At 59.6% G+C, this 21,124-nt stretch carries 7 protein-coding genes and 1 pseudogene; 1 reads left to right on the top strand and 7 read right to left on the bottom strand.

Annotated features, from left to right (window positions below):
• Window positions 1-17 precede the first annotated feature (17 nt).
• The 4 genes from DDF70_RS09555 to DDF70_RS09540 form a co-directional block, all read right to left on the bottom strand.
• Window positions 18-1,841: a cadherin domain-containing protein gene (locus tag DDF70_RS09555; protein ID WP_114944643.1), complete on the bottom strand. Its 1,824-nt coding sequence runs from the start codon at window positions 1,839-1,841 to the stop codon at window positions 18-20.
• Window positions 1,838-4,042 carry a Calx-beta domain-containing protein gene (locus DDF70_RS09550; protein ID WP_162820316.1) on the bottom strand — a complete coding sequence of 735 codons (2,205 nt, stop codon included), beginning with the start codon at window positions 4,040-4,042 and terminating at the stop codon, window positions 1,838-1,840. The genes DDF70_RS09555 and DDF70_RS09550 overlap by 4 nt, the downstream gene beginning before the upstream one ends.
• 292 nt (window positions 4,043-4,334) lie before the next feature.
• Window positions 4,335-5,372, bottom strand: coding sequence for a M10 family metallopeptidase C-terminal domain-containing protein (locus DDF70_RS38715; RefSeq protein WP_281024353.1), 1,038 nt, complete (start codon window positions 5,370-5,372; stop codon window positions 4,335-4,337).
• 37 nt (window positions 5,373-5,409) lie between these two features.
• Entirely contained in the window at window positions 5,410-15,162 is a 9,753-nt protein-coding gene (locus DDF70_RS09540) for a cadherin repeat domain-containing protein (protein ID WP_114944640.1), read from the bottom strand.
• A gap of 1,840 nt (window positions 15,163-17,002) precedes the next feature.
• Between DDF70_RS09540 and DDF70_RS09535 the strand changes: the two genes are divergently transcribed.
• The gene (locus DDF70_RS09535) at window positions 17,003-17,797 is read left to right on the top strand and encodes a hypothetical protein (RefSeq protein ID WP_162820315.1); all 795 of its coding nucleotides are present in this window, start codon (window positions 17,003-17,005) and stop codon (window positions 17,795-17,797) included.
• Window positions 17,798-18,256: 459 nt separating this feature from the next.
• On the opposite strand, the gene DDF70_RS09525 is transcribed toward DDF70_RS09535, so the two are convergent.
• From DDF70_RS09525 to DDF70_RS39180, 3 genes and pseudogenes are all read right to left on the bottom strand, one after another.
• A complete protein-coding gene (locus DDF70_RS09525) occupies window positions 18,257-19,291 on the bottom strand; it encodes an LPD7 domain-containing protein (RefSeq protein WP_114944637.1) in 1,035 nt (344 codons plus the stop codon).
• Between the two features lie 77 nt (window positions 19,292-19,368).
• Window positions 19,369-19,638 carry a hypothetical protein gene (locus DDF70_RS09520; protein ID WP_114944636.1) on the bottom strand — a complete coding sequence of 90 codons (270 nt, stop codon included), beginning with the start codon at window positions 19,636-19,638 and terminating at the stop codon, window positions 19,369-19,371.
• A 490-nt stretch (window positions 19,639-20,128) separates the two neighbouring features.
• A pseudogene (locus tag DDF70_RS39180) lies at window positions 20,129-20,416 on the bottom strand (relaxase/mobilization nuclease domain-containing protein); the annotation flags it as partial.
• Between the last annotated feature and the right edge of the window lie 708 nt (window positions 20,417-21,124).

The following is a 21,124-nucleotide window of genomic DNA, read 5'->3' as shown; positions in this document are numbered from 1 at the left end:
AAAGCCGATGGGGCTCGTCAGATGACCCAGATATCCGTGACCTTCAGGCCCTTGACCTTGACGATCTCGACCTCGCCACCATTAGCGGAACCGTTGGTGTCGTAGTAAAGAACGCCGCCCTTATAGACCAGGTAGTCGTTCTTGTCCTTGGCCTTGTTGATACGGAACATCGTGACGTCGAGCTTTGCAGGGACATCGAACGTACCGGTCGTCCCAAGCTTCTTGAAGATGGCGTTGTCGAGGAAGAGCTTGTCCTGACCCGACTTGAAGTCGAAGATCTGGTCGAAGTTCGTCGTCTTGCTGGTCTTCTTGTTGAAGACGAAGGTATCGTTACCCGCGCCGCCATAGAGCTTGTCGTTGCCTTCCTCGCCGTAGAGGACGTCGTCGTCGGCGTCGCCCTTCAGGATATCGTTGCCCTTACCACCGAAGAGAGCATCGTTGCCGAGGCCACCGAACATCTTGTCATCGCCTGCCTCGCCCTTGAGGAGGTCCTTGCCGGCCTCGCCCTTCAGGGTGTCGTTACCTGCGCCGCCAGACAGAGTGTCAAGGCCGTCACCACCCAGGAGAGAATCGTCGCCGCCCTCGCCGAAGAGCTGGTCGTCGCCGGCCAGACCCTTGATGGTATCCTTCGCGGTGCCGGTACCGCCTTTGAGGATGTCGTCCAAGGCGGAGCCGTTCATCTTGTCGGCCTTCTTCGTGCCGCGCTTGTTCAGGGTGAGCTGATCCCCAACATTGATGGTGAAGACCTGATCCTGCACACCACCCTTGCCGTCATCGACCCTCACCTTGATCTGGTGAGACTTGGCCTCCTCGAAGTTGACGCCAGGTCCCGCCAGCACGAGCTTATTGGTGCCCGAGGCAATGGCGAAACGACCGCCTGCATTGTCGAGAAGCGTGTAGGTGAGGACATCATTGTTCGCGTCGGTTGCGCTGAACGTGCCGATCTCCGCATTCGGACCCGGCAGAGTATACTCCAGGACGGAAGCATTGCTCAGCGTCAGACCTGTCGGGGCACTGTTGGGAGTGTTGACCGGCACATCCTTCACGACGACAGTGACCGTTTGTGTCACCATATCCCCGTCGCTGCCATCCGAAACCCGGATCGTCAGCTGATACGGTGTGTCAGCGCCGACCGGCAGCCGATCCGCATTGGCGATCTTGATCTTGCCGGTGGTGGCATCGATCGTGAACAAGCCATTATGCGTGTCGACCAGCGAGTAGGACAGCGTACGACCGTCCAGAAGGGCATCCTGGTCGGAAGCCGTCACGGTGCCGATCTCGACCGCGCCAGCATTCTCGCTAACGACGATCGTGTTGTTCGAACCGGCCTGACCGCTGCCGGACGCAGCGATCGAAGTGATCGCCGGGCCGACATTGTTCTTCACTTTGATTGTCACAACGCCGGTGACAGGAGTGACACCGTCAGTAGCCGTGATGCGGTAGGTGTCGGTGAAGTCTGCAGTGACGCCAACCCAGCCCGCACCATGCACACGGATCTCGTTTCCGACGATCTCGTACCGGTTGTCCGCGCTGACCTTGTCGTTCCCATTAATATGATCCGCGAAGGTGTAGCCAATCGTGGTCCCTTCGCCGTCGGTGGGTGCGAGCGTCTTGACGACGAAGCCATCGGTCTTGCTTTCGTGCACTTCGTGCATGCCAGACGGAGTTGGAGGCGGGTTGTTGCCCGGCACCGTGCCGACGACATTCACCGCGTTGGTGAAGGTCTTGAGCGGGTTGAACGTGTCCGTCAGGGTGAACGAGAAGTCCGTCTGTCCTGCGGAATCCGCCGTGAAGGTGACCGCAGCGAGCAGGGTCTCAATCGCATCCGCGGATCCCTTCAATGTGTACTGGCGAGTGCCGCCAGCCCCCCATTGTCAGTGACGGTCACGCCACCACCGGTCACCATCCCAGTGAGCGCACCCCTCACGTTCTGGAACGACACGGTCAGGGTGAGCTCGTCACCGTCGAGATCCTCGATGTCGACGCCTGCCAGGACATTGGCGATGGCGGTCCCGACATTGCCGCTATGCGAATCCTCTCCAGTACGGATCAGGAAGCTTGGAGCATTGTCATCATCGGTGATCGAGCCCGTCGCGCTGCCTTGGCCAGGGTTGATGTCCGCTCCTTGCAGATCAGACAGAGTGACCGTGAAGTTCTCGTTGAGTTCCGCAACCCGATCAGCCTTCACCTTCAGGACGATATCCTTGAAGGTATCGGTTGGACTGAAGGTAATGGTGTCGCTTAGGACTTCGAAGTCATCAGCATTGATCCCGGTACCGCTGACGGTCCACTTGACCGACGATCCACTGCCCGTGGAGTCACGGGTCACACGGAAGACATAATCGACGGTCCCGGCATCACCTTCTGTGACAGGACCGGTGGTGACCGCAGCGATGGACAGGAGCGGCACGTTCTTCACGGTGATGGACACGTTGCCCGTGACGGTCCCGTTCGGCGCACCCGAGTTGTCATCGGCGACGATGGCATAGTTCGGCAGGGTCGTGTCCTGCGCCACTTCCGAGAGCGTGCCGTTGACAACGATCTTGTTGCCCTCGATCCGGAACTTTCCGTCCAGGCTGATCTTATGAGCGGCATCCTGTGCGACGGCAAAGGTGTAGGAAATCGCCTCACCGTTGTCATCGAAGTCGTCCATCGCAAGAACGGTCGTACCGTTGCCGGAACGCTCATTGATGGTCGCAGCAGCCGTCGGGTCGGTTGGCGCCTGGTTGACGTTGTTGACCGTGATGCCCACCGTCGTCGCCGTGGCCGAGTCGAGCGCGCCGTCGGTGGCCACGACCTGGTAGCTGAAGGTGCGGCTGCTGCCCGTCGTCACCTGGATCTGGGTCGCGTCGTTGACCTGGATCTGGCCGCCCACGATCTTGAACGCGCCGTCCGAGCTGATCAGCCCGTTCGAGCCCGCCTGGGCGTTGACGAACTTGAAGGTCGGCGTGGTGCCGTCCGGATCCGTCGCGGCGAGCGTGCCCACCGGCGTGTTGTTCGCCGCCGTCTCGTTGATCGCACCGTTCGAGGTGTAGGTCGCCGTCCCCGGCGCCTCATTCACGTTCGTGACGTAGATCTTTACGTCCTTATCCGTCGAGACGTTGGGGCCGTCGCTGGCCACCACCTTCACGACATAGTACTTGCCGTTCGCGTCCGTCTGCAGGTCGGCCGCCTCGTAGTCCAGCGTCATGCCCGTCGCCAGGGTGATCTTGCCGTCTGCTGCCACCACGAAGCGGTTGCCCGGATTGGCGCCCGCCGTGCTCGACAGCGCGTAGGTGACCGCCTGCCCTTCCGGATCGGTCGAGCCGCCCACCGTCACGATCGTGCCCACCGTGGTCGAGCTCGCGTTCTCGGCCACCGTCGGCGTACCCGTGTAGCTCGGGGGCGAAGGAGGCTGGTTCCCCTGCGCCACATAAACCTTCACGGTCTCAACGCGGGACTGCGCGGGAGACGCGGTCGGATTCTGGGCTCCGCCGACATATCCGCCACCGTCGGTGACGCGGATATTGACCTCGTAATAATGGCCAGTCGCATCGGTTTTCGGCGCACCTGCATAGGTCAGTGCCTGGCCATCCTTCACCTTCAACGTAGGTCCACCGGCGCCAGCGACGATTTCGAAAAGGTTGCTGTTGAGGCCCGCATCAACGGCGTAGGTGATGACCGCAGCATCGTTGGTCCAGTAGGCGTCATCCTCGTCGTAAGCGCTCAAGGCGCCAACGACGACGCCCTGCTGGCCACTTGTAACCGGAGCGCCGTTGTGAACGACGTTCTTCGGCGCCTCGTTCACGTCAGTTAATGAAGTCGAGTAGTTGATATTCCAGGTGTGAGTTCCGCCGGTTCCCCGAAACTGCATGCCGGTCCCAAGCGGGTTCTCGACATCTTCATAGTCGAATTTGCTCGCACCGGTTACGGAATCCACGGCCTGATCGATCACCACGATCCAATCGCCGACAGCCCAGCGGCCACCAGGATCGGCAATCGTCGCCTTTATGATTTTGAAGCGATCTCCATTATTGCCATCGACGCCATTGGCGACATCCACGACTTCATTGAAGGCTAAGCCTGCAGCACCTTTGTCAGCGTTCCAAGCCGCAATCATGCCTGAATTGGCCGAATCAGGGATCAACTTACCGATAACGGTCCCAGACGTGATGTTTTCGCTGAATTGAAGGCTGGTCGCGCTGCCCGGTTGGGTTGAAATTCCCGGAATCGCTGCGACACGCAAAGTATATGTAGCCATGGTCCTGAGTCCCCAAGAATAGAGGTTTTAATCGTTATATCGTTATAAACGGGAGGTGGTCTAGTAAAAACCTGCCTCCCGTTACGTTTTTCCGTTACGCGATGATGTCGAAGTCGGCGAGGGTGAGTACCGGCTTGTGGAAAGGCGCCCGGAAGCTGAGGATCTCGACCTTGCTGAAGGTCGTCGCGCTGCCGTCCCGGTCGTAGTAGAGCCGCCCCACCGAGCCCGAGGTGTCGTAGATGATCCGCTGCTGACGCGTGGTCGCCTCGGTGCCCACTATGAACTGGCTGTCCAGCAGGTCACCCAGTGTGGCGCCTAGGTTAAACACGGAAGCGCTGAGCCGGATCTGGTCTGCGCCCTGGGCCTTGAAGTCCACGATCACGTCGCGGTTCGTCAAGCTTGCCGGCCGGTCGAACACGAAGACGTCGTCGCCCGCTCCGCCCGTCAGCTGGTCGCGCCCGGCTCCGCCCGAGAGCGTGTCGTTGCCGCCACCACCACCACTCAGGACGTCGTTGCCTAGATCCCCAAGGATCAGATCGTTACCCGCCAGACCCGTCGTGGTTTCCCCAAAGGTATCGAGCACTGTGATGGTGAGCTGCTGGTCCAGATGCCAATCGTCGGGATCGGTGGCATCCACTCTCATCATCCGCACGGTCACGAGGTAATCCGGCGTGGCTTCGTAATCGATCCCCACACGAGTGTCGTTCAGCAACTGCCCGCCTTCGATCTTGAAGTGACCGTCGCTGTCCACAAGCGTCCCGTCTTCCAGAACGATCTTGTAGACGTAGTCTCCAGCCACATCGGTCTCAAAGTCGCCTATCACCGTATCCGGTCCCGGGAACTCACCGATCACGTTATCCGTCAGATGGAACTCCGTCGGATCCGTCATCGTGCGGGGTGCAATCGTCACGGTCTGCTCTGCCGACGCCACCTGAAGCTCGGGATGAGCCGCATCGTAGGCTACGACAGTGAAGCTGTGACTGGTGTTCGCGTCCGTGTCGACGAGGGCGCGTGTCAGGCGCACCTGACCCGAAGCTTCATCGATCTCGAACAGACCGTCCGCGCTCGTGAGGCTCAGGCTACCGTTCACCAGGAACTTGTAGTGGTTTATCCGGAACTGATCGTTCAGCACGTCAGGATCGTTTGAACCAACAACGACAAGACCAGTGTCATCCTGATCTCCGACCCGGAGCGTCGCAAACGTCCCGAATGTCACCGCTGTCGGCGCCTCGTTGACGTCCTCCAGATTGATCGTGATGGCCTTGTGAACCGACTCGAGGCCGCTGCTGTTGCCCTGCTGGTCCTTCGCCCAGACGTTGAAGGTCCAGCTGAGCGTGGTCTGGGTCTCGAAGTCGAGTGCTCCCGTCAGCGTGATCTGGCCGGTGCTCTGGTCGAGGGTGAACAGGGTACCCGTATAGTCCCAGTAGTACCGCAGATCGGCCGGTCTGCCGTCGTCGTGCGCGACGATCTGCGCCACCGAGCTGGGTGGCCTGAAGCGTTTCCAGGAAGCCGATCGTCAGAGCCGGCGCCCCGCTGCCGTTGCTGACGCCGTCCACGATAGGTGCCTGGTTGCCGTCCACATCATCCACGTGGATGGAAATGGTGCTCTGGGCGAAGCCGCCGTGGGTATCGACCGACCGCACGACATAGTACAAGTCGCTGTTCTGATCGACAGCCGCGTTGAGCACCTTCACCACGCCATTGTCGATCAGGAACCGATTGTCCTGGCTGACCTGATGCAAGGCGTTGTTGTACCAGAACCCGATCGTGACCGTGTCGCCCGTATCCTGGTCCGAAGCGTTCAGGGTGCCGACCGGGGATCCAGCCGAAGCCGTCTCGAGGATGGATGGTGCAGGGCCCGACCAAGCCGGAGCGGACGGATTGTTGTTCACGTCGCCCGCCGAGCCTCCATCGGTCACGTTCACCGTGGCCGTGGTGGTGACCGACGGGTGGGTCGCGTCCTGGACCGAGATCGTGATGACATGCTGACCCACCGTGTGGTGAGCAGGAGTATCCTGATCAGGATCGTAGCGGAGAGCCTGCAGGATGCTCTCAATCTCGTCCGCCCTCCCGGTGAAGGTGAACGTGGCGATGCTGCCCGCATAGGTCAGCACCACGTCCGGATCGACTTCCCAACCGGTCAGGGTTCCCAAGTCGGAATCGAAGGAAACCTTGACGACCAGGAGATCGTTGTCGGTATCCGTCAGATCGATACCGCGGAAGGGAGCCACGGCCGGGCCGTCATCGGTCGCCGGCGTGACCTGCGTTCCGGGGAAGAACGCCACGGTCGGTTGCGCGTTGGCCGCATCCGTGCCGTGCCTCGTATGCACCGTCACCTGCGCCGGGTACGGCGGATGGAACGCGTCCTGGACCGAAATGTCGAAGATCGTGTCTACGCCACTTGATGCGTTCAGCGCCAGATCGTTGGCTGGATTGAACGCGAGGTCGTGCAGGAACGCGTCTAGTTCATCTTGGGTACCGGTGACGATGTAAGTCCGGATGCCGTTCACGAGCGACGTGATGACCTGTCGCGAGCCGAAGCCGGACAGCTGACCGTCCGCCTCGTTGAACTTGATGGTCAGGACAATCGAGTCGTTATCCTGCTCGATGATATCGACGCCACGGAAAAGATAGACTGCCGATCCATTGTCGGTTGCATCGGTCGTCTCCGTGCCGGCCGCAATATCGATGACGGGTGGAAGGTTCGTGGTGCCCTGACCACCCTGGGAGGTCACAACATCCACCGAATCCGTCACAGGGGCGTGATTTGCATCCTGTACCGAGATCGAGAAGCTGGTCGTGATCGGATCCGTGCTCGTCTGACCATCCGCCGGATTGAACGAGATGCCGTGCAGGATCGCGTTCAGTGCGTCAGCCGTACCGGTGAGGATGTAGGTTGAGAAACCGTTTCCTCCTATCGACGGCGCGGGAAGGCCTGCACCTGTGAGGCTGCCAGTGCCCAGAGCGACAGAGATCGTGAGCGTCAGAACATCATTTTCCGCGTCCGCGATATCGACCCCCCGGAAGGGATATACCGCCGGACCGTCGCTCGTCGCCTGGGTTGTCTCCGTCCCAAGTACGATATCGATGGTGGGCGCGTGATTCCCACTGTCGTCCCCGTGGGACGTGTGAACCGTGACGCTTTCCGAGGTCGGTAGGTGCCACGCATCGCTGACGGAGACCGTGATCTGCGTGTCACCGGGTTGATCGTTCGTGGGGTTGAACCGAAGGCCACGCAAGAGGACATCAAGAGCATCGGGAGTGCCGAAGAACGTGTAGGTCACCCGCCCAGGCATCTCCGTCTCGTTGCCGAGAAGAGTGTTGCCATCCTGGTCGATGAGGCCTCCTCGGCCCACCAGGAACGAGATCTTGACGGTAAGCTGGTTGCTCTCCGGATCTCCGACATCGATGCCGCGGAAAGGATAAACCGACAGACCATTATCCGTGGCATTCGTCTCCCTCGTGCCTTCGGCGAAGGTGATGGTCGGGCGTCCGTTGGCGCTCGACTCCGTCACGACCGTCACCGATTCCGGCGCATTGGCAAGCGGATGCAGGCCATCCGTCAAGGCGAAGGTGAATGTCGTCGTGACCAGCCCGCCGGCGGCGGAGTTGTTGGACGCATCGAAGGTGACGGCGTCCAGGAAGGCTTCGAGGTCAGCTGCCTTGCCGCTGAAGGTGTAGGTCACGAAACCCTGCGAATTGGGATTGGTGTGCCCGACGGTCACTCCAGTGCCCGAGGTCGACGGGATTCCAAGGGTTCCGTTGTCGCCGTCGAACGTCACCTTCAGGAAAATGGTGTTGTTCTCACTGTCGTCGAGATCAAGACCGATGAAGGGTTTCACCACACCGGCGCTGCCTTGGCCATTATCCAAAACAGCGAAGTGCTCGGCATCGTTGTCAATCGTCAGCGTCGGCGCAACGTTGGCAGGCGTATCTTCGACGGTGACCGTCAGCGGATTAGCCGAGACACCGTCACCGTCAGTCATGCTGATGGCGAACTGCGTTATCCTGTTCTGCGATCCCACATACTGATCCGTCGGATTGAAGGTCAGCTGCTTGACGATCTGGTTCACCCAACTGAGCGATCCCCTGACCATGAACGTGTATGGATCGCTCAATGGGTCATAGACATAATCGACCCCCTGCACGCCCAAGTCCAAGGCACTGGTGAAGATGCCATTGGCGCCGTCGAGGCTGATGAACACCGTAACGACGTCGCCCGGTTCAAAGTCGTCATCCTGGAAGGACACATCATGGAACGGCTGAACCGTCGAGGTATCGCCGATGGGTCCCCATTCCGTCGTACCGCCGGCGTCGACAACGATCACCGGCGCGATGTTGCCATCCCCGACATTGACCGTCACAGCCTGGATGAACGTATTGGCGGCTGCACCGACGCCATCGGAAATCTCGACGTAGAGCGTCTTGTTTCCGGCGGTCAGCGCACCGTTCACGACAATGTTGCCGCTCGCATCGACGCGGAAATCGGTGCCCGCGTAGGTGCTGCTATCCGTCTGCGACGTGACGAGCCTGTAGTGGAAGTCGCGGAAGGTCGGACGAGTGTCCGGATCGCTGATCGTGATGTTCGCGACGGCGATTCCCGTTTGAGTTCCCACGACGATCCCGTCAACCGGCGTGTAGCTCGCCTGCGGCGCCTCGTTTACGTCCTGAACGTAAACCTTGACCTCAGTCCAATCGGACGTATTGCCGGTGACTGTCTCCTTTGCCCGCACTCTGAGCAGGAAGTACTTCTCCTCGTTGGCTTGGCCTGCGTTCACAACTGTGAGGCCGTTGGTCGTCGCATCGTAGTCTGTATTGCCCGTGTAGATGATTCGACCGCTGTTCAGAACGGTGAACTTAAGTCCGAACCGATTCTCAAGCTCATAAGTAATCGATCCACCCTGACCATCATCATTTGAATGAACCTGGGCGATCACTTGTGAACTATATGCCATATCGTCGGTTAGTGTCATAATCCCGACGACAGTATTCACCTCCGGGGCTTCAGGCGGCGTGTTGGGCGCAGCATTGCCGATCTGAATGGTCACGGACTGAATGATGGTGTTGGCACCAGTCCCGATACCATCCGTGATCTTCACGAAGAGAGTTTTGGTTCCAGCCGTCAGAGCACCATTCACGACGATGTTGCCGTTGACGTCGACGCCGAAGTCGGTGCCGGTGTAGGCGGTATTGCCCGTCGCATCGGTCACGAGCTGGTAGTGGAAGTCGCGGAAGGTCGGACGGGTGTCCGGATCGCTGATCGCGATGCTGGCGACACGCGTTCCATCCCCGGCCCCTACAACGACGCCACTGACCGGGGTGTAGCTCGCCTCAGGAACTTCGTTCACATCGTTGATGTAAACCTTCATGTCGGTATAATTTTGGGAATACTCACCGGTTACCGTATCCTTGGCTCGGATCCGGAGCAGGAAGTATTTCTGCTCGGTGGCCTGACCTGCATTCACAACCGTCACGCCGGCAGCCGTCTCGTAGTTGACGGTTCCGGAGAAGAATACGCTTCCGTCGCTATCGACGGTGAACAAATTCCCGTAGGTATTCTCGAGCTCGTAGGTGACCGCATGTCCGGAGGGAGCATCGGAATGGACGCGCGCGACTCCCATTTCATCCCACGCGTCATCGGTGAGCGGCCCGACGAAATTGTTCACGATAGTGGGATCGGTCGGCTTGGTGCCGATCACGTCCACTGGATTTATCGTGAAGGTGATCGGCCGGATGATGTTGAAGGACGCACCGGATGCGTCGCTGACTCCGCCGTGGTCGGCGATCTTCACCCAGAGAGTCATTGGGGTCGGGGTGCTCACGTCCGGAAGCGTGCCGGACACCGTGATCTGACCGGTCGCAGCATTGATCTGGAACGGACCTGTGTAAGGCTGGCCGTTGGACTGAACAAGCGAGAACACGAAGTTCTCGTTCGGGCCTGGCAGATCCGGATCGTCAACGCTCGCAACCGTGGCGACGACGGTGGTGATCGGTGGCGCGTTCTCGGCAATCGAGGAGACGACGTTGAAGGTCGCGTTCGTCAGGGCCTCGTTCTTGTCGAGAAGGTTGATCTTAAGCTGCTGGACGATGCCTTCATTGCCGTTAGTATCGACCGCCCGCACGTAGATGGTGTAGGTCGACTTGTTCTCGAAATCGAGAGTCTGGGTGGAGGCCACGCTGATCTGGCCATCCGGGGCAATGACGAAGTAGGCGTTGTCGTCGCCCGGCATTGCGACGGCGACATAATGGATCGGATCGCCGTTCGGGTCCGTCGCCGTGAGATGGAACGGCAGCACGCCCGTGGAGTTCTCCGGGATGCTGGCCTCCAGTTGACCATTGTCCCAGGTCGGAGCGCTCGGCGCACTGGCCACCGTGGAATTGACGACGATATCCTGGTTGCTGACGGCCTGGTGAGTGGCGTCCTTCACCGAGATGGTGAACCTCGTTGAGTTGGTGGTTCCGTCCGCCGGATCGAAGATCGCGAGCTTCAGCACCTGTTCGATGTTATCGGCCTTGCCTCCGAGGGTGAAGCTGCGGATCCCGCCGGGATTGCTCGCACCGTTATCAGTGATGGTCACGCCCGTGATAGCAGCCATGCTCAAGGCGCCGCGCGCATCGAGGAAGGACGCCGTCACGGTCAGGTCGTCGTTCTGGTCATCGACGAGATCGATGCCATCGAACGGCTTCGTGGTCTGGATATCGGCGATATTCCAAGTCGTCTTGAGCGGATCTACCGTGATGCGCGGCGGCGTGTTGGTTGTCGAGGTGCCCAGAGAAGTCACCACCTGGACCTGCCTATTGGTCACGGGCTCGTGATAGCCGTCCTGCAAGCCGAGGGTGAAGGTGGTGGTGTTGGCGACCCCATCCGTGGGGTCGAAGGTCAGGTTGTTCAGGATGGTTTCGAGATCCTCTGCCCGACCGGAGAAGATGTAGGTGCGGATTTCGCCGAGATCGGAGATCCCGTTGGCGGCGCTGGTGTTCCGCAGCTCGCCGTCGGCCCGGCGGAAGGACACTGTGAGAGTCAGCCAATTGTCCTCGTAGTCGAACAGGTCAACGGTCGTGGAGGCATTCGCAAACGGCTTTACAGGCGCCCCTGTATCGGTCGCGTTCGTCACGCCGGTGCCGGCAACGGAAATCCACGGTGCCATGTTCGTGCCCGAGCCGTGCTGGGTCACAACTTGGATCGCGTTGTTGCCGACGGCCTGGTGCTGTTCGTCCTTCACCGTGATGGTGAAGCCGGTCGTGATATTCCCGTTCGAGGCCGAATTGTCGGTCGGGTTGAAGGTCAGGTTGTGCAGGAGGCCTTCGACGAAGCCGGCGCGGCCGGTGAACGTATAAGTGCGGAAGCCGCTGATGGGATCCAGCACACTAGTGCCGAACTCGGCATTGCCGAGAACCCCACGGGTGTCCTGGAACGTCACCGTCACCGTCAGCCAGTCGTTCTCCGTATCGTTCAGGCGAACAGCCATGAACGGATAGACGGCTGCACCGTTATCCTGAGCGTAGGTTGTCGCCTCACCCACGATGCGGATCGTCGGCGCGAGATTCGTGCCCGCGCCACCGCTTACCGAAGTCTCGACACGGATATCATGATTCTCGACCGCCTGATGCAGAGCATCCTTCGCGGTAATCGAGAATTGTGTCGTGTTGGCGACGCCATCGGTCGGATTGAAGGACAGTCCCTGTAGGAGGCTTTGAAGCTCACTCGCCGTGCCTTGGAAGAAATACGTCCGCAGATCGCCGTTGAGCGTCGTTCCGGAGTAAAGCGGCGACGTTGTATCAAGGTTGCCCAAGGCTCCATGCGAATTGGTGAAGGCGAGCGTGACGGTCAGGGTGTCGCCGTCCTGGTCCGTCAGCCTAACGCCCACGAAGGGGTTCACCGGAGTGCCGGTATCGGTCGCAGGAACCGTTTTCAGGCCCTCGACCACGTACAGATCCGGTGCGTGGTTGGATCCGGCGCCGCCGGCAATCTCGGTGACGACCTTGATCTGGCTGTTGGTGATCGCCTGATGCGAGTTGTCCTTCACCGTGATCTTGAAGACCGTCTCGTTCGCTTGCCCATCTAGAGGATCAAACTTTAGGCCCTGCAGGATGTTCTGAACGTCGGCGTACGTGCCTCTGAAAGTGTAAGTTAGTATATGACCATCGGAAATGCCGTTCACGGGCGAGTTCAACAGAAAGCCATGGAGCGGATCAAAAGAGACAGTTACGGTCAGAGCATCGTTTACCGCATCGAACAGAGTAACGCCCGCGAATGGCGAGACGGGGGCACCCGTATCCGTCGCGGGAGTAACACCCGAGCCCGCCACGGTAATCGTCGGCGCTGCATTGGTGTTGCCGGAAGCCGTCGACGTGATGACCTGCACCTCGTCAAGAATCGGCGTATGCGTTGCGTCCTCGACCGAGATATGGAACGGCGTGGTATTGGCAAAGCCGTTGCGCGGGTCGAACGTCACATTCCGCAAGATTGCGTCGAGGTCATTCGCCCTGCCGTGGAAAACATAGTACTTAAGTCCCGTCATGGGGTCGGAAAAGGTGGTCGCGCCTGTCGCCCCCGCCAAGACACCGTGATCTTCCGTGAAGGAGATCGTGACCGTTAGCCAATCGTTCTCGCGATCGTTGAGATCGATTCCCCGGAACGGCTTGACCGGATTGCCATTGTCAACCGCTGCGGTGCTCCTGGTGCCATCGGCGAAGTCGATGGTCGGCGCCGCATTGATCACCACCTCGCGCATGTTGTTCGTAACGGTGGTGTTTCCGTCAGAGAGAGTCAGTGTGAACCGGGTGTTGCTCAACACGCCATCCGTCTGGTTCCAGGTCAGCTGAGACAACAGATCTTCAAGGAATGTAGCGCTGCCGTGGAAGGTGTAGGTCCGTGTCGTCCCACCATCGGCCAGATCAAAGGCTACGCCATTCGGAATGCCGAGAGCGCCGTTGGCCTTCAGGAACGAGATCGTCAGCGTAAGGTCGTCGCCGTCCGCATCTCCGACCCAGATTAGTTCGAACGCCCGCATCGCTGGTCCGTCGTCCGACATATAGACCAACTCTTCGCCGGAATCGATGGTGAGCGTCGGCGCATGATTGAGGGCAGCGTCGACGTGGATTTGTTGGTTCGCGACAGTCTCAAAGCCGTCGCTGAGAAGGATATCAAAGTGTGTGCTCGTGGCCTGTCCGTCAGCCGGATTGTACCCGAGGTGCTGCAGAACATACTGGAGGGCTTCTGCCGTGCCCTGGAATTTATAGTACTTCCATGTGTCGCCCGTAATGACATCGACCGCCGCATCTGCGTTAGTCAAGTCCCCGTAGTTCTTATTGAACGCGATCGTAAGCGTCAGCACCTGCGGAAGTTGAGGAGCATCCAGATCGTCGGGGTCGAACAGCGTGACGCCGGTAAAAGGCATCGCGATGGCATCGTTAGATGACGAAATCGTGCGTTCCGTGCCTGGCGCCACATGGATCTCAGGCTTCTCGTTGATATTCCAGATACCAAAGGTGACCGACTGCTGAAGTGTCGTGTTCGTTGAGGGATCGTACACGGTCACCGTCACGGGGATACCGTTGGGATGTTCAGCAAGATCGATGTGAGCTCCCTGCTTCAACTTCAAGCCAGTGATGTAACCGTTCGTAGAGGAGAAATCGAAATACTGAGCTCCCAACCCCGACATGGTGAACTGGAGATTGGGCTTGTCGGCAAGCTCGTCGACCACCGAGATCGACGCCAGTACTGTACCGGCCTGATTGGTTTCGTCGATCGACCCAAGGAAGCTATTGCCCCTGACTTGGAGATTCCGCGGGGCATCATTCTTATCATTGAGCCTCAAGGTGAACGTCTTGAAGGCGACGGTCGCACCATCGACGCTCTTCGCCCTCATTTGGAACGAGAAGTTATGGTCCGCGTAGTTCTCATAATCGAGAGCCGCGGGATTGATCACCTCGAGATACGCGTTATTGGTGCCATTGTTGACGATACGAAACGTGGCCTGCCCTGCAGGGTCAATGAGCATCCATTCCAGAGGACCTCCCTCGTTCGAGGTTCCGGACAGATTCCCGGCAAAAGTTCCCAGCGGTGAATTTTCGTCAATCTCGGATATCGACAGTGAAAGGTCGGTCGGCGGCTCTGGAGCGTCCGTAATTGTGAACGTGACGATCAATGGTTCAGAAGGGTTCCCCCATTTGTCTGTCGCCCTGACGGTAACACTGAAGGTCTTGTCAGGGCCGAGATTCTCGTAATTCAGCAGAGACGGATCTTTAACGTAGAGATCCCATGTTCCGGCGCTGAACGATTTGACCCCGATACCAGCATTGCCGCCCGAGAACGAATACGAGCTGACGTCGTTGGCCAGCAACCGCCCTAGCCGAGTTCCCAAGCCAATGCTTTCGGATATCGTCGTGCTACCGGTAAAGCGAAGATCGGTCGGCGGATCGGTCTCTGGCTCCTCAATAGCAAGCAGACCGACCTGCGCCGGATACGCCTCAAAAGAGGCAGTCGAGGCCGCGTCGGATGCCTCGCCGACCACGACCTTCTCTTCATCGCCCGACGAAATCAGCGTGCCAGCAGCTTTATCTTGCTGCGGGAAGAGAGCCCCATCCGACTGCGACGAGGCAAAGTCAAAGGTCGCATCGGATACCGCAAGGAAGTCGCCATTGCCGTCATCAATCGCCGATGATGCGCCGGGCACCGGCGCCGGAGCGGAGGAACTTGCCTCACCGATGGACGAAGTCGCATGCCCCCACGATGAAGAAGTCGTCACTGGAGCAGCGTCCACGACGATGGAGCGCCGCCCGTCCAGCTCATCAGTCATAAAATCGAGAGCCGGCTTCGCAGCCTCTGTCCGCCCCGCATTGCCCGGGAACGTCTCGTCGATCGCATTGCTGACCTTGACAGGCTTGCCGGTGACCTTGTCGAAAACGGGCTTATTCATGGTGACGTCCCCTTCTGTCCTCTTACAGACGCCCAAGCCCCAACGGAATTCAGGCGAATGTTACAATGTTAAAGACATCTAAGGACAAACCAAACCGGCTGACAGCTCTCCAATTGGGGAGGTGCCTGTAGGGAATTACTGAGCCGGGATTATTTTCTGAAGCTAAAGCCTCGGGTCTTCTTGCAGTAAAACCCATATATTCCGCGAGGTAAGCAGAACATCCGCAGCGGACATCACGACGTGAACAGGGTCGCATTCTCAATAATATGAGACCATCCCGTTAACCATCTAACGGAATGAAAAAGATATACTGACAATAACTCAGATAATACTATCTATCTAAGGAATTCAGGCAGCCTGTCTCGATATTATCTTGCGTAAGCGCATGTTAGAATTGCAGCGATGCAAGCGGATAAATATTAACCTTTTCTTCATTTGCTGAGCGGAATCGCCCAATTGCAACTGTAAGTCAGATATCTCTACCTCTGGTGGTGAAGATCTCGATCCGTGCAAACGTGCAAAGTACTACGGCCAGATCGCGTCCGACTCCCGGGAGGCGTGGCGCGAACGTTCCATTCTATGGGACGCCCAACTTGCTTGTGTCGAAAGACCATGGGTGAACACCACAAGAGATCGACACTCAGCCTCCTTCGAACCTCACAAGCTCCGGGACAGGGGTCCTGCATTCGCAGACCGCATCGTCATCAATGGCGAGGCCATGATCAAAGGCGTGCCGGGAAACCTGATGACCCAGAACTCGAGCTTTGTGCCAAGAGACGCGTCATTCATCTGAGGCCGTGTCCCGGTCCTCTCCAGCATCGAGATGAGAAATCTGGGACAGCCTTGAAATGCGCCTCTTGCTTTTCGCGTCACCGTTCGGAAGACGAGCGCCCACCACTCCGGACAGATGATACAGATGATAATGCAAGCTCCATCCGCGTAGGCACCCGATAGGACATGGGTGTCGGAGGATCTCTGACGTCATCCAGCGGACAAGGACATCGCAATGGGTGCGGGACGAGAAGCCGCCCGTCACCCTTCGGAAGCGTAGCTCGATGTCATTGGTGCGGCTCCTCGCCCAAGAAGGCGCGGAACGCTCCATAACGAGCAGCCAAATCGAAAGATACTCACGGAAAGTGCTCGAACCTCCGAGACAAGGTGAGCTGCAGCTTCGAACCTTTGGCGCTCCCTAGGGGACGGAGAGAAGATTCCACGCTTAAGTTGTTGGAAAAGCTAACTTCTTTCCAGAGGCCTGTGTCGACACCTGTGTAGGCAAGCGTGGCTTAACTGTCAACGTTTGGAGGCCCCTTCAGGCACTCGCGACTCAGGGAATTAGACTGCCTCGGGTGAGCCACCCTGGTACTGCCCGTCATTGCCTTCTATCCCGCTGGCGAGGGATGGCGCCGTCCTTGGATAGAACCCTCCTACCTTTTATAAGGTGACCCGCAACGAAATCTGCTGGGCTGGGTAGGGGAACAAATTGGACGAGGACTTCCAGAGCATTCCAACTACGGACTTCACTGTCTCGATCAAGACCTCGATCGACGCCCAAGGACAGCGGGTGTATTCCTTCGGCGCCTCCTGCTCATCGCCATTTCCTTGGGCGATCTACGGGATCTGGTGTCTTCCTCAAGGGATCCCTGCGGGAGCATTTGGGTCTGAGCCAGCCCCCCAGCGTCCTCATCACACTTGCGTTCCAATCCTCATTGCGTCGGACCAGCGGGCAATGTGGGGCCGCAAGTGCCCCAAATGCGCCGGGTATTGGAGGACTGCCGCGCCAGGCCTAATCACAAATGCAGTCTGTCCCTACTGTGGGGTCCACATAGAGCCTCATCTGTGCTTGAGCGACGCCCAAGTAGCCTTTGTCGAATCCTGCTGCGCATTTTATCACCACGTGCAGAGCCTGGACCAAGATGGAGAGTTCTCCATCAAGGTTGCAGATTTGATCGAAAAGACGCACGGCTCCCGGGATGAGGGCAAATCTGCGCCTCCCGAGTTCTTCGTCGAGGTGACACGCCAGACTCGTTTCAGTTGCGACGCGTGTGGAACGCAGAATGACATTCTGGGAAGGTTTGGGTACTGTTCCACCTGTGGAACTCGGAACGATACCCAGATGCTGGAACAGGATATCGAGGCAATCCGGACAGAGCTTCTTGGGGGTGGCAAGGCAACCACGGCGCTCAAGGATGCAGTAGATGTGTTCGATTCTGTAGGTCGGAACTATGCGCGGCAGCTTGTTGCGCAAGTACCAATGGCTCCTGCCCGCAAGGAAAAATGGGGGCGAGCCAACTTCCAGCAGATTGACAAGATCCCTGAAGATCTGAAGCGCGATTTCGATATCGATATCTTGAAGAGAGTCAGCCCCTCCGATGCTGAACATGCCAAGATCATGTTCCATCGTCGGCACGTCTATACGCACAAGGGAGCGACCGTGGACCAGAAATACATCGATGACAGTGGGGACACCTCTGTCACCGTCGGGCAGCTTCTTAAGGGAGAAAAGAAGGAGGACATCATTCGGCTAACCCAAACCATCGTGAAGATGGCCAGGAACCTGCATGATGGTTTCCATTCCATCATTCCTGTACATGAGCAACCCATCGCCTACCATGCGAACCGGAAAGTGGTCAGGTAGGAAAGCGATGTGAGAGCAGGCTGCGGGGACCAGTGCCGCGTCGCGCTGGCCAGCCTGCCAATCTCCCGGGAGGCGGCAGCGCCCCTGACGTTTGGGCAGCCGATGCTCTAAGGATTCGGCGCCCGGCATCCCGCCAGCGGCGAAGGCATTGCGACGGACGTCGCCGTACCTCGCTGGCGAGACGCGGCCATCCGTCCTCGGGAACGGTCAGGAAATACGCCTGCAACGCCACATCCTGTGCGATGCCGAGGTGGTTTCCAAGAACCGGACACCACAACGCCCCTGGTTTCCGGAGACGGCGCCAATGCTCCGACTCCTTTGCGGTCCTCTCATCACACTTGATCCAACCGCCTAGGCCCGGCGCTACCTCCTCGAGCCGGACGAACTCAGCGGCAGGGATCTGCCCTGCGGCTCGTTCGAGCACATACCTGCGCAGCAGTTGGGCCTCGGGGTCACGCATCAGGGCACATCCAAGGGCGCAACGGCATGCTTGGCGACATCGGCACCGAAGTCCTTCGGCGGCGGATCGAAGCCAAGGCGGCTGGATTTTCCATTGTGATCCTCTGCTCTGCGCCGCTCGATCTGTTCCATCTCCCGTCGGCCAAGAGCCTTGAACCGATTGAGTTCGGGAACGACGTCGGCGACCTCGGATTGGGCCAATTCCAGGCGCTGGTCATCATCGAGATATGACCCGACGAAGACTTGGAGCTCCGGAGGCAGGCGGCCGAGTGCCGCGGGATCACCCCGGGTCCCCGCCAGGAGGTCCTGGGCCTCCCGGGCGCCGGCCCGCACAAGTCCAATGGTCTCAGCCTGCGCCTTGGAGGTTGCGGTCTCCCTCGCCCATGCCTGCTGTGCGGCGTCGGACGGGTGGCAGCCCTCGAGCACGACACCCTGGCGCTGGGCTTCAAGCCAAACGCGGTCCTGATCAGCCTGCGACCATGGGCCTGTCAGCACGGCGCCCCCACCCCAAGCCTCGCGCGCCTTCGTGACCAATGCCTTGATTGCGTCGTCGCTGACGGGGCCGTGAATCTCCAGGCAATCACCTGTATCCCTGATCCTTGAGGAGCCGGCACTGATCCAGCATCCGTCCGGTGCCGCCGTTGCACTGTAACCACGATCCTGCCACCACCTTACCAGGGCTTCTGCCTGAGCCTCGGACAAGCGTTCCTGGCGGGGTTCATGGGAACTCCTTGCAATCGTGGCAGTGCGGGTCAGACGTTTTGTGTCCCAGCCCCCAGAGGCCGCGAGGGCGGCCGCCAAGGCATCGGAGCGCCCCTGGGGTCCCCACGTCCGAACAACGCCTGCCGCCTCGTCAATCTCAATCCATCCGCCATCTCTCAAAAGGATCCTGCTGGTTCGCTGGCCAGGACCCGCAGGCCGGATCAGGTGGAGATCATCGCGCCAAGCGGCTGCATCGAATCCTTTCGGCGCCACGTCAGAGAGGAGCTGCGTTTTGTAGTCGAGATTGCGTGCGGGTTTCAGTCCGTGTGCCATCAATGCACCTCCGCTCAGTGAACCGAGTACATTATTGGACCTCCGGCTGCCGGCCGCGAGTGCGGCAGCCTGGAAAGTCAATTCCCGGACGTCGAGGCTTGCGAGGGCTGCGACGGCAGCACGCTGGCGGATACGGCCTCGAGGCGTGCGAGAACCTCGCTCTGGTTCTGTAATACGGACAGGATTGAGCCGAGAAGATTCTGGATTTCGTCCAACGGGTTCTTCTCGTCCTCCTGCTCTGCCACGAGCGAGAGGAGCGGCAGAAGCTGCTGCGAGGTTTCCCGGGCTGTCCTCGCCTCGCGGTAGATCGCCTCGGCCGGACTGGGTTTCTGCTTGATATCGACCATTGCGAACCTCCGCGATTGTAGGGATGTGCAACCCTGAGAGACGGGCGCGGACTGCGGCCGCGGTGATGCGGTCGCCGTCCTTGCGGGCAGCCGCAGACAGGCTGCGCGTCAGCCCGTGGGTCGCTCCGGAACGGTCGACGAGGACAGGACCACGGGTCCCCGAAGCGAGGCGTAGGCCAAGAGACCCGAGTGCAGTCGCGAATGTGGCGCCATCGTCTGAGGCACGCCACGCGGCAAGTACGCGGTTGCGAACCTCTGCGAGCGGAACTTGGGTGCGCTCAGCCTGCGCACGTTCCCGGGGGGTTGACGTTGCGATCGGCCGTCTGCCATCCAGAAGGCCGGCAGCTTTCATCGCCGCAGCGACGTCGGCACGTCCTTCGCGCTGGAGTGCCTGGGCTACCGCGCGGTTGTGCTTGCCTTTGGTCCAAGGCAGCCCGCACTGATACTCTACAAGGCGGCTGACCTTCTCCCGCCTGGCATGGTCATGTCTGAGATCGATGACCCTTCCGTCAGATCCGACAAGAGACCAAACTACATGCCAGTGATCCCGACCTTCCTTGCGGTGGCGCACACCGCAGCGGTGCGCTTCGGTGAGGCCAAATTCCAGTTCGTAGAGATGAAGGAAGCGCTTCATCACAGCCGCCGGATCAGAACAGCCGGGCGGTGGATCGATGTGGACGTGATGGACTGGGCGATCCGTCCGCCCGTGTGCTGCGGCCGCGACCAGTTCACGGAGTTGTCCACCGAGATCGGCGGCGGCCAAGCCCCGGGGTTCCATGAGCTCCACCGCCTGCCCTCCTTTCCGGGACAGGAGGTGACGGGCGAGCGCAGGCCCCCCTTGACCTCGGGTGGCGCCCGCGATCATGCGCGGCCCTCATGACCAGGTGCGCTCATCAGGGCAGGAGTCTCACGGAGCACAGATACAACAGTCACGAGGTCAGCTTGGGCCGACCGCAATCCCTTCAAGACCGCCTCGGTATCGGCGTGTGCTTCCATACTCCCACATTCCCGGAGGGATCGGGCGAGTTGGATCGTCGCTCCCGTGGCTCGGCCGACCTCCCCGATCAGGCGGGCGATGACGGCCAGATCCTCTTGAGGGGCAACGGCCGGGCGACGCCGGGGAGATGGAGGCAGTGAACAGCCATCACTACCGACGGGAAGTGCGCGGACCAAGGCAGCGCGTACCCAGCCCGTAGGTGAGACCCCCTCGGAGGTTGCGGCAGCATCAAGAGCGATCGCCAAGCCAGGAGGGAGCCGTACGTGCACTGCCCGCATTGTCATGCAGATGTTCCCGACTCATCCGCAGCCCTTCGCGCCAAGCGGATGCCCATCCAATATGCATGCGTCTTCCTCCAGCGAGCCAAGGCCGCATCACGCTCCGCCTCGCCAACTTCGCCGCAGAGAAAGGCAAGCACGGTGGCGTTCACTTCGTCCGTGGCTTCCTCCATGATTTCGTCGAGGACGGCTATGTCCGCATCACACATCA

The organism is Microvirga calopogonii (genome assembly GCF_003347665.1).
Lineage (GTDB): Bacteria > Pseudomonadota > Alphaproteobacteria > Rhizobiales > Beijerinckiaceae > Microvirga > Microvirga calopogonii.
Note: the sequence above shows the minus strand (reverse complement) of the source record. Positions and strands in the feature narration are given on the sequence as shown.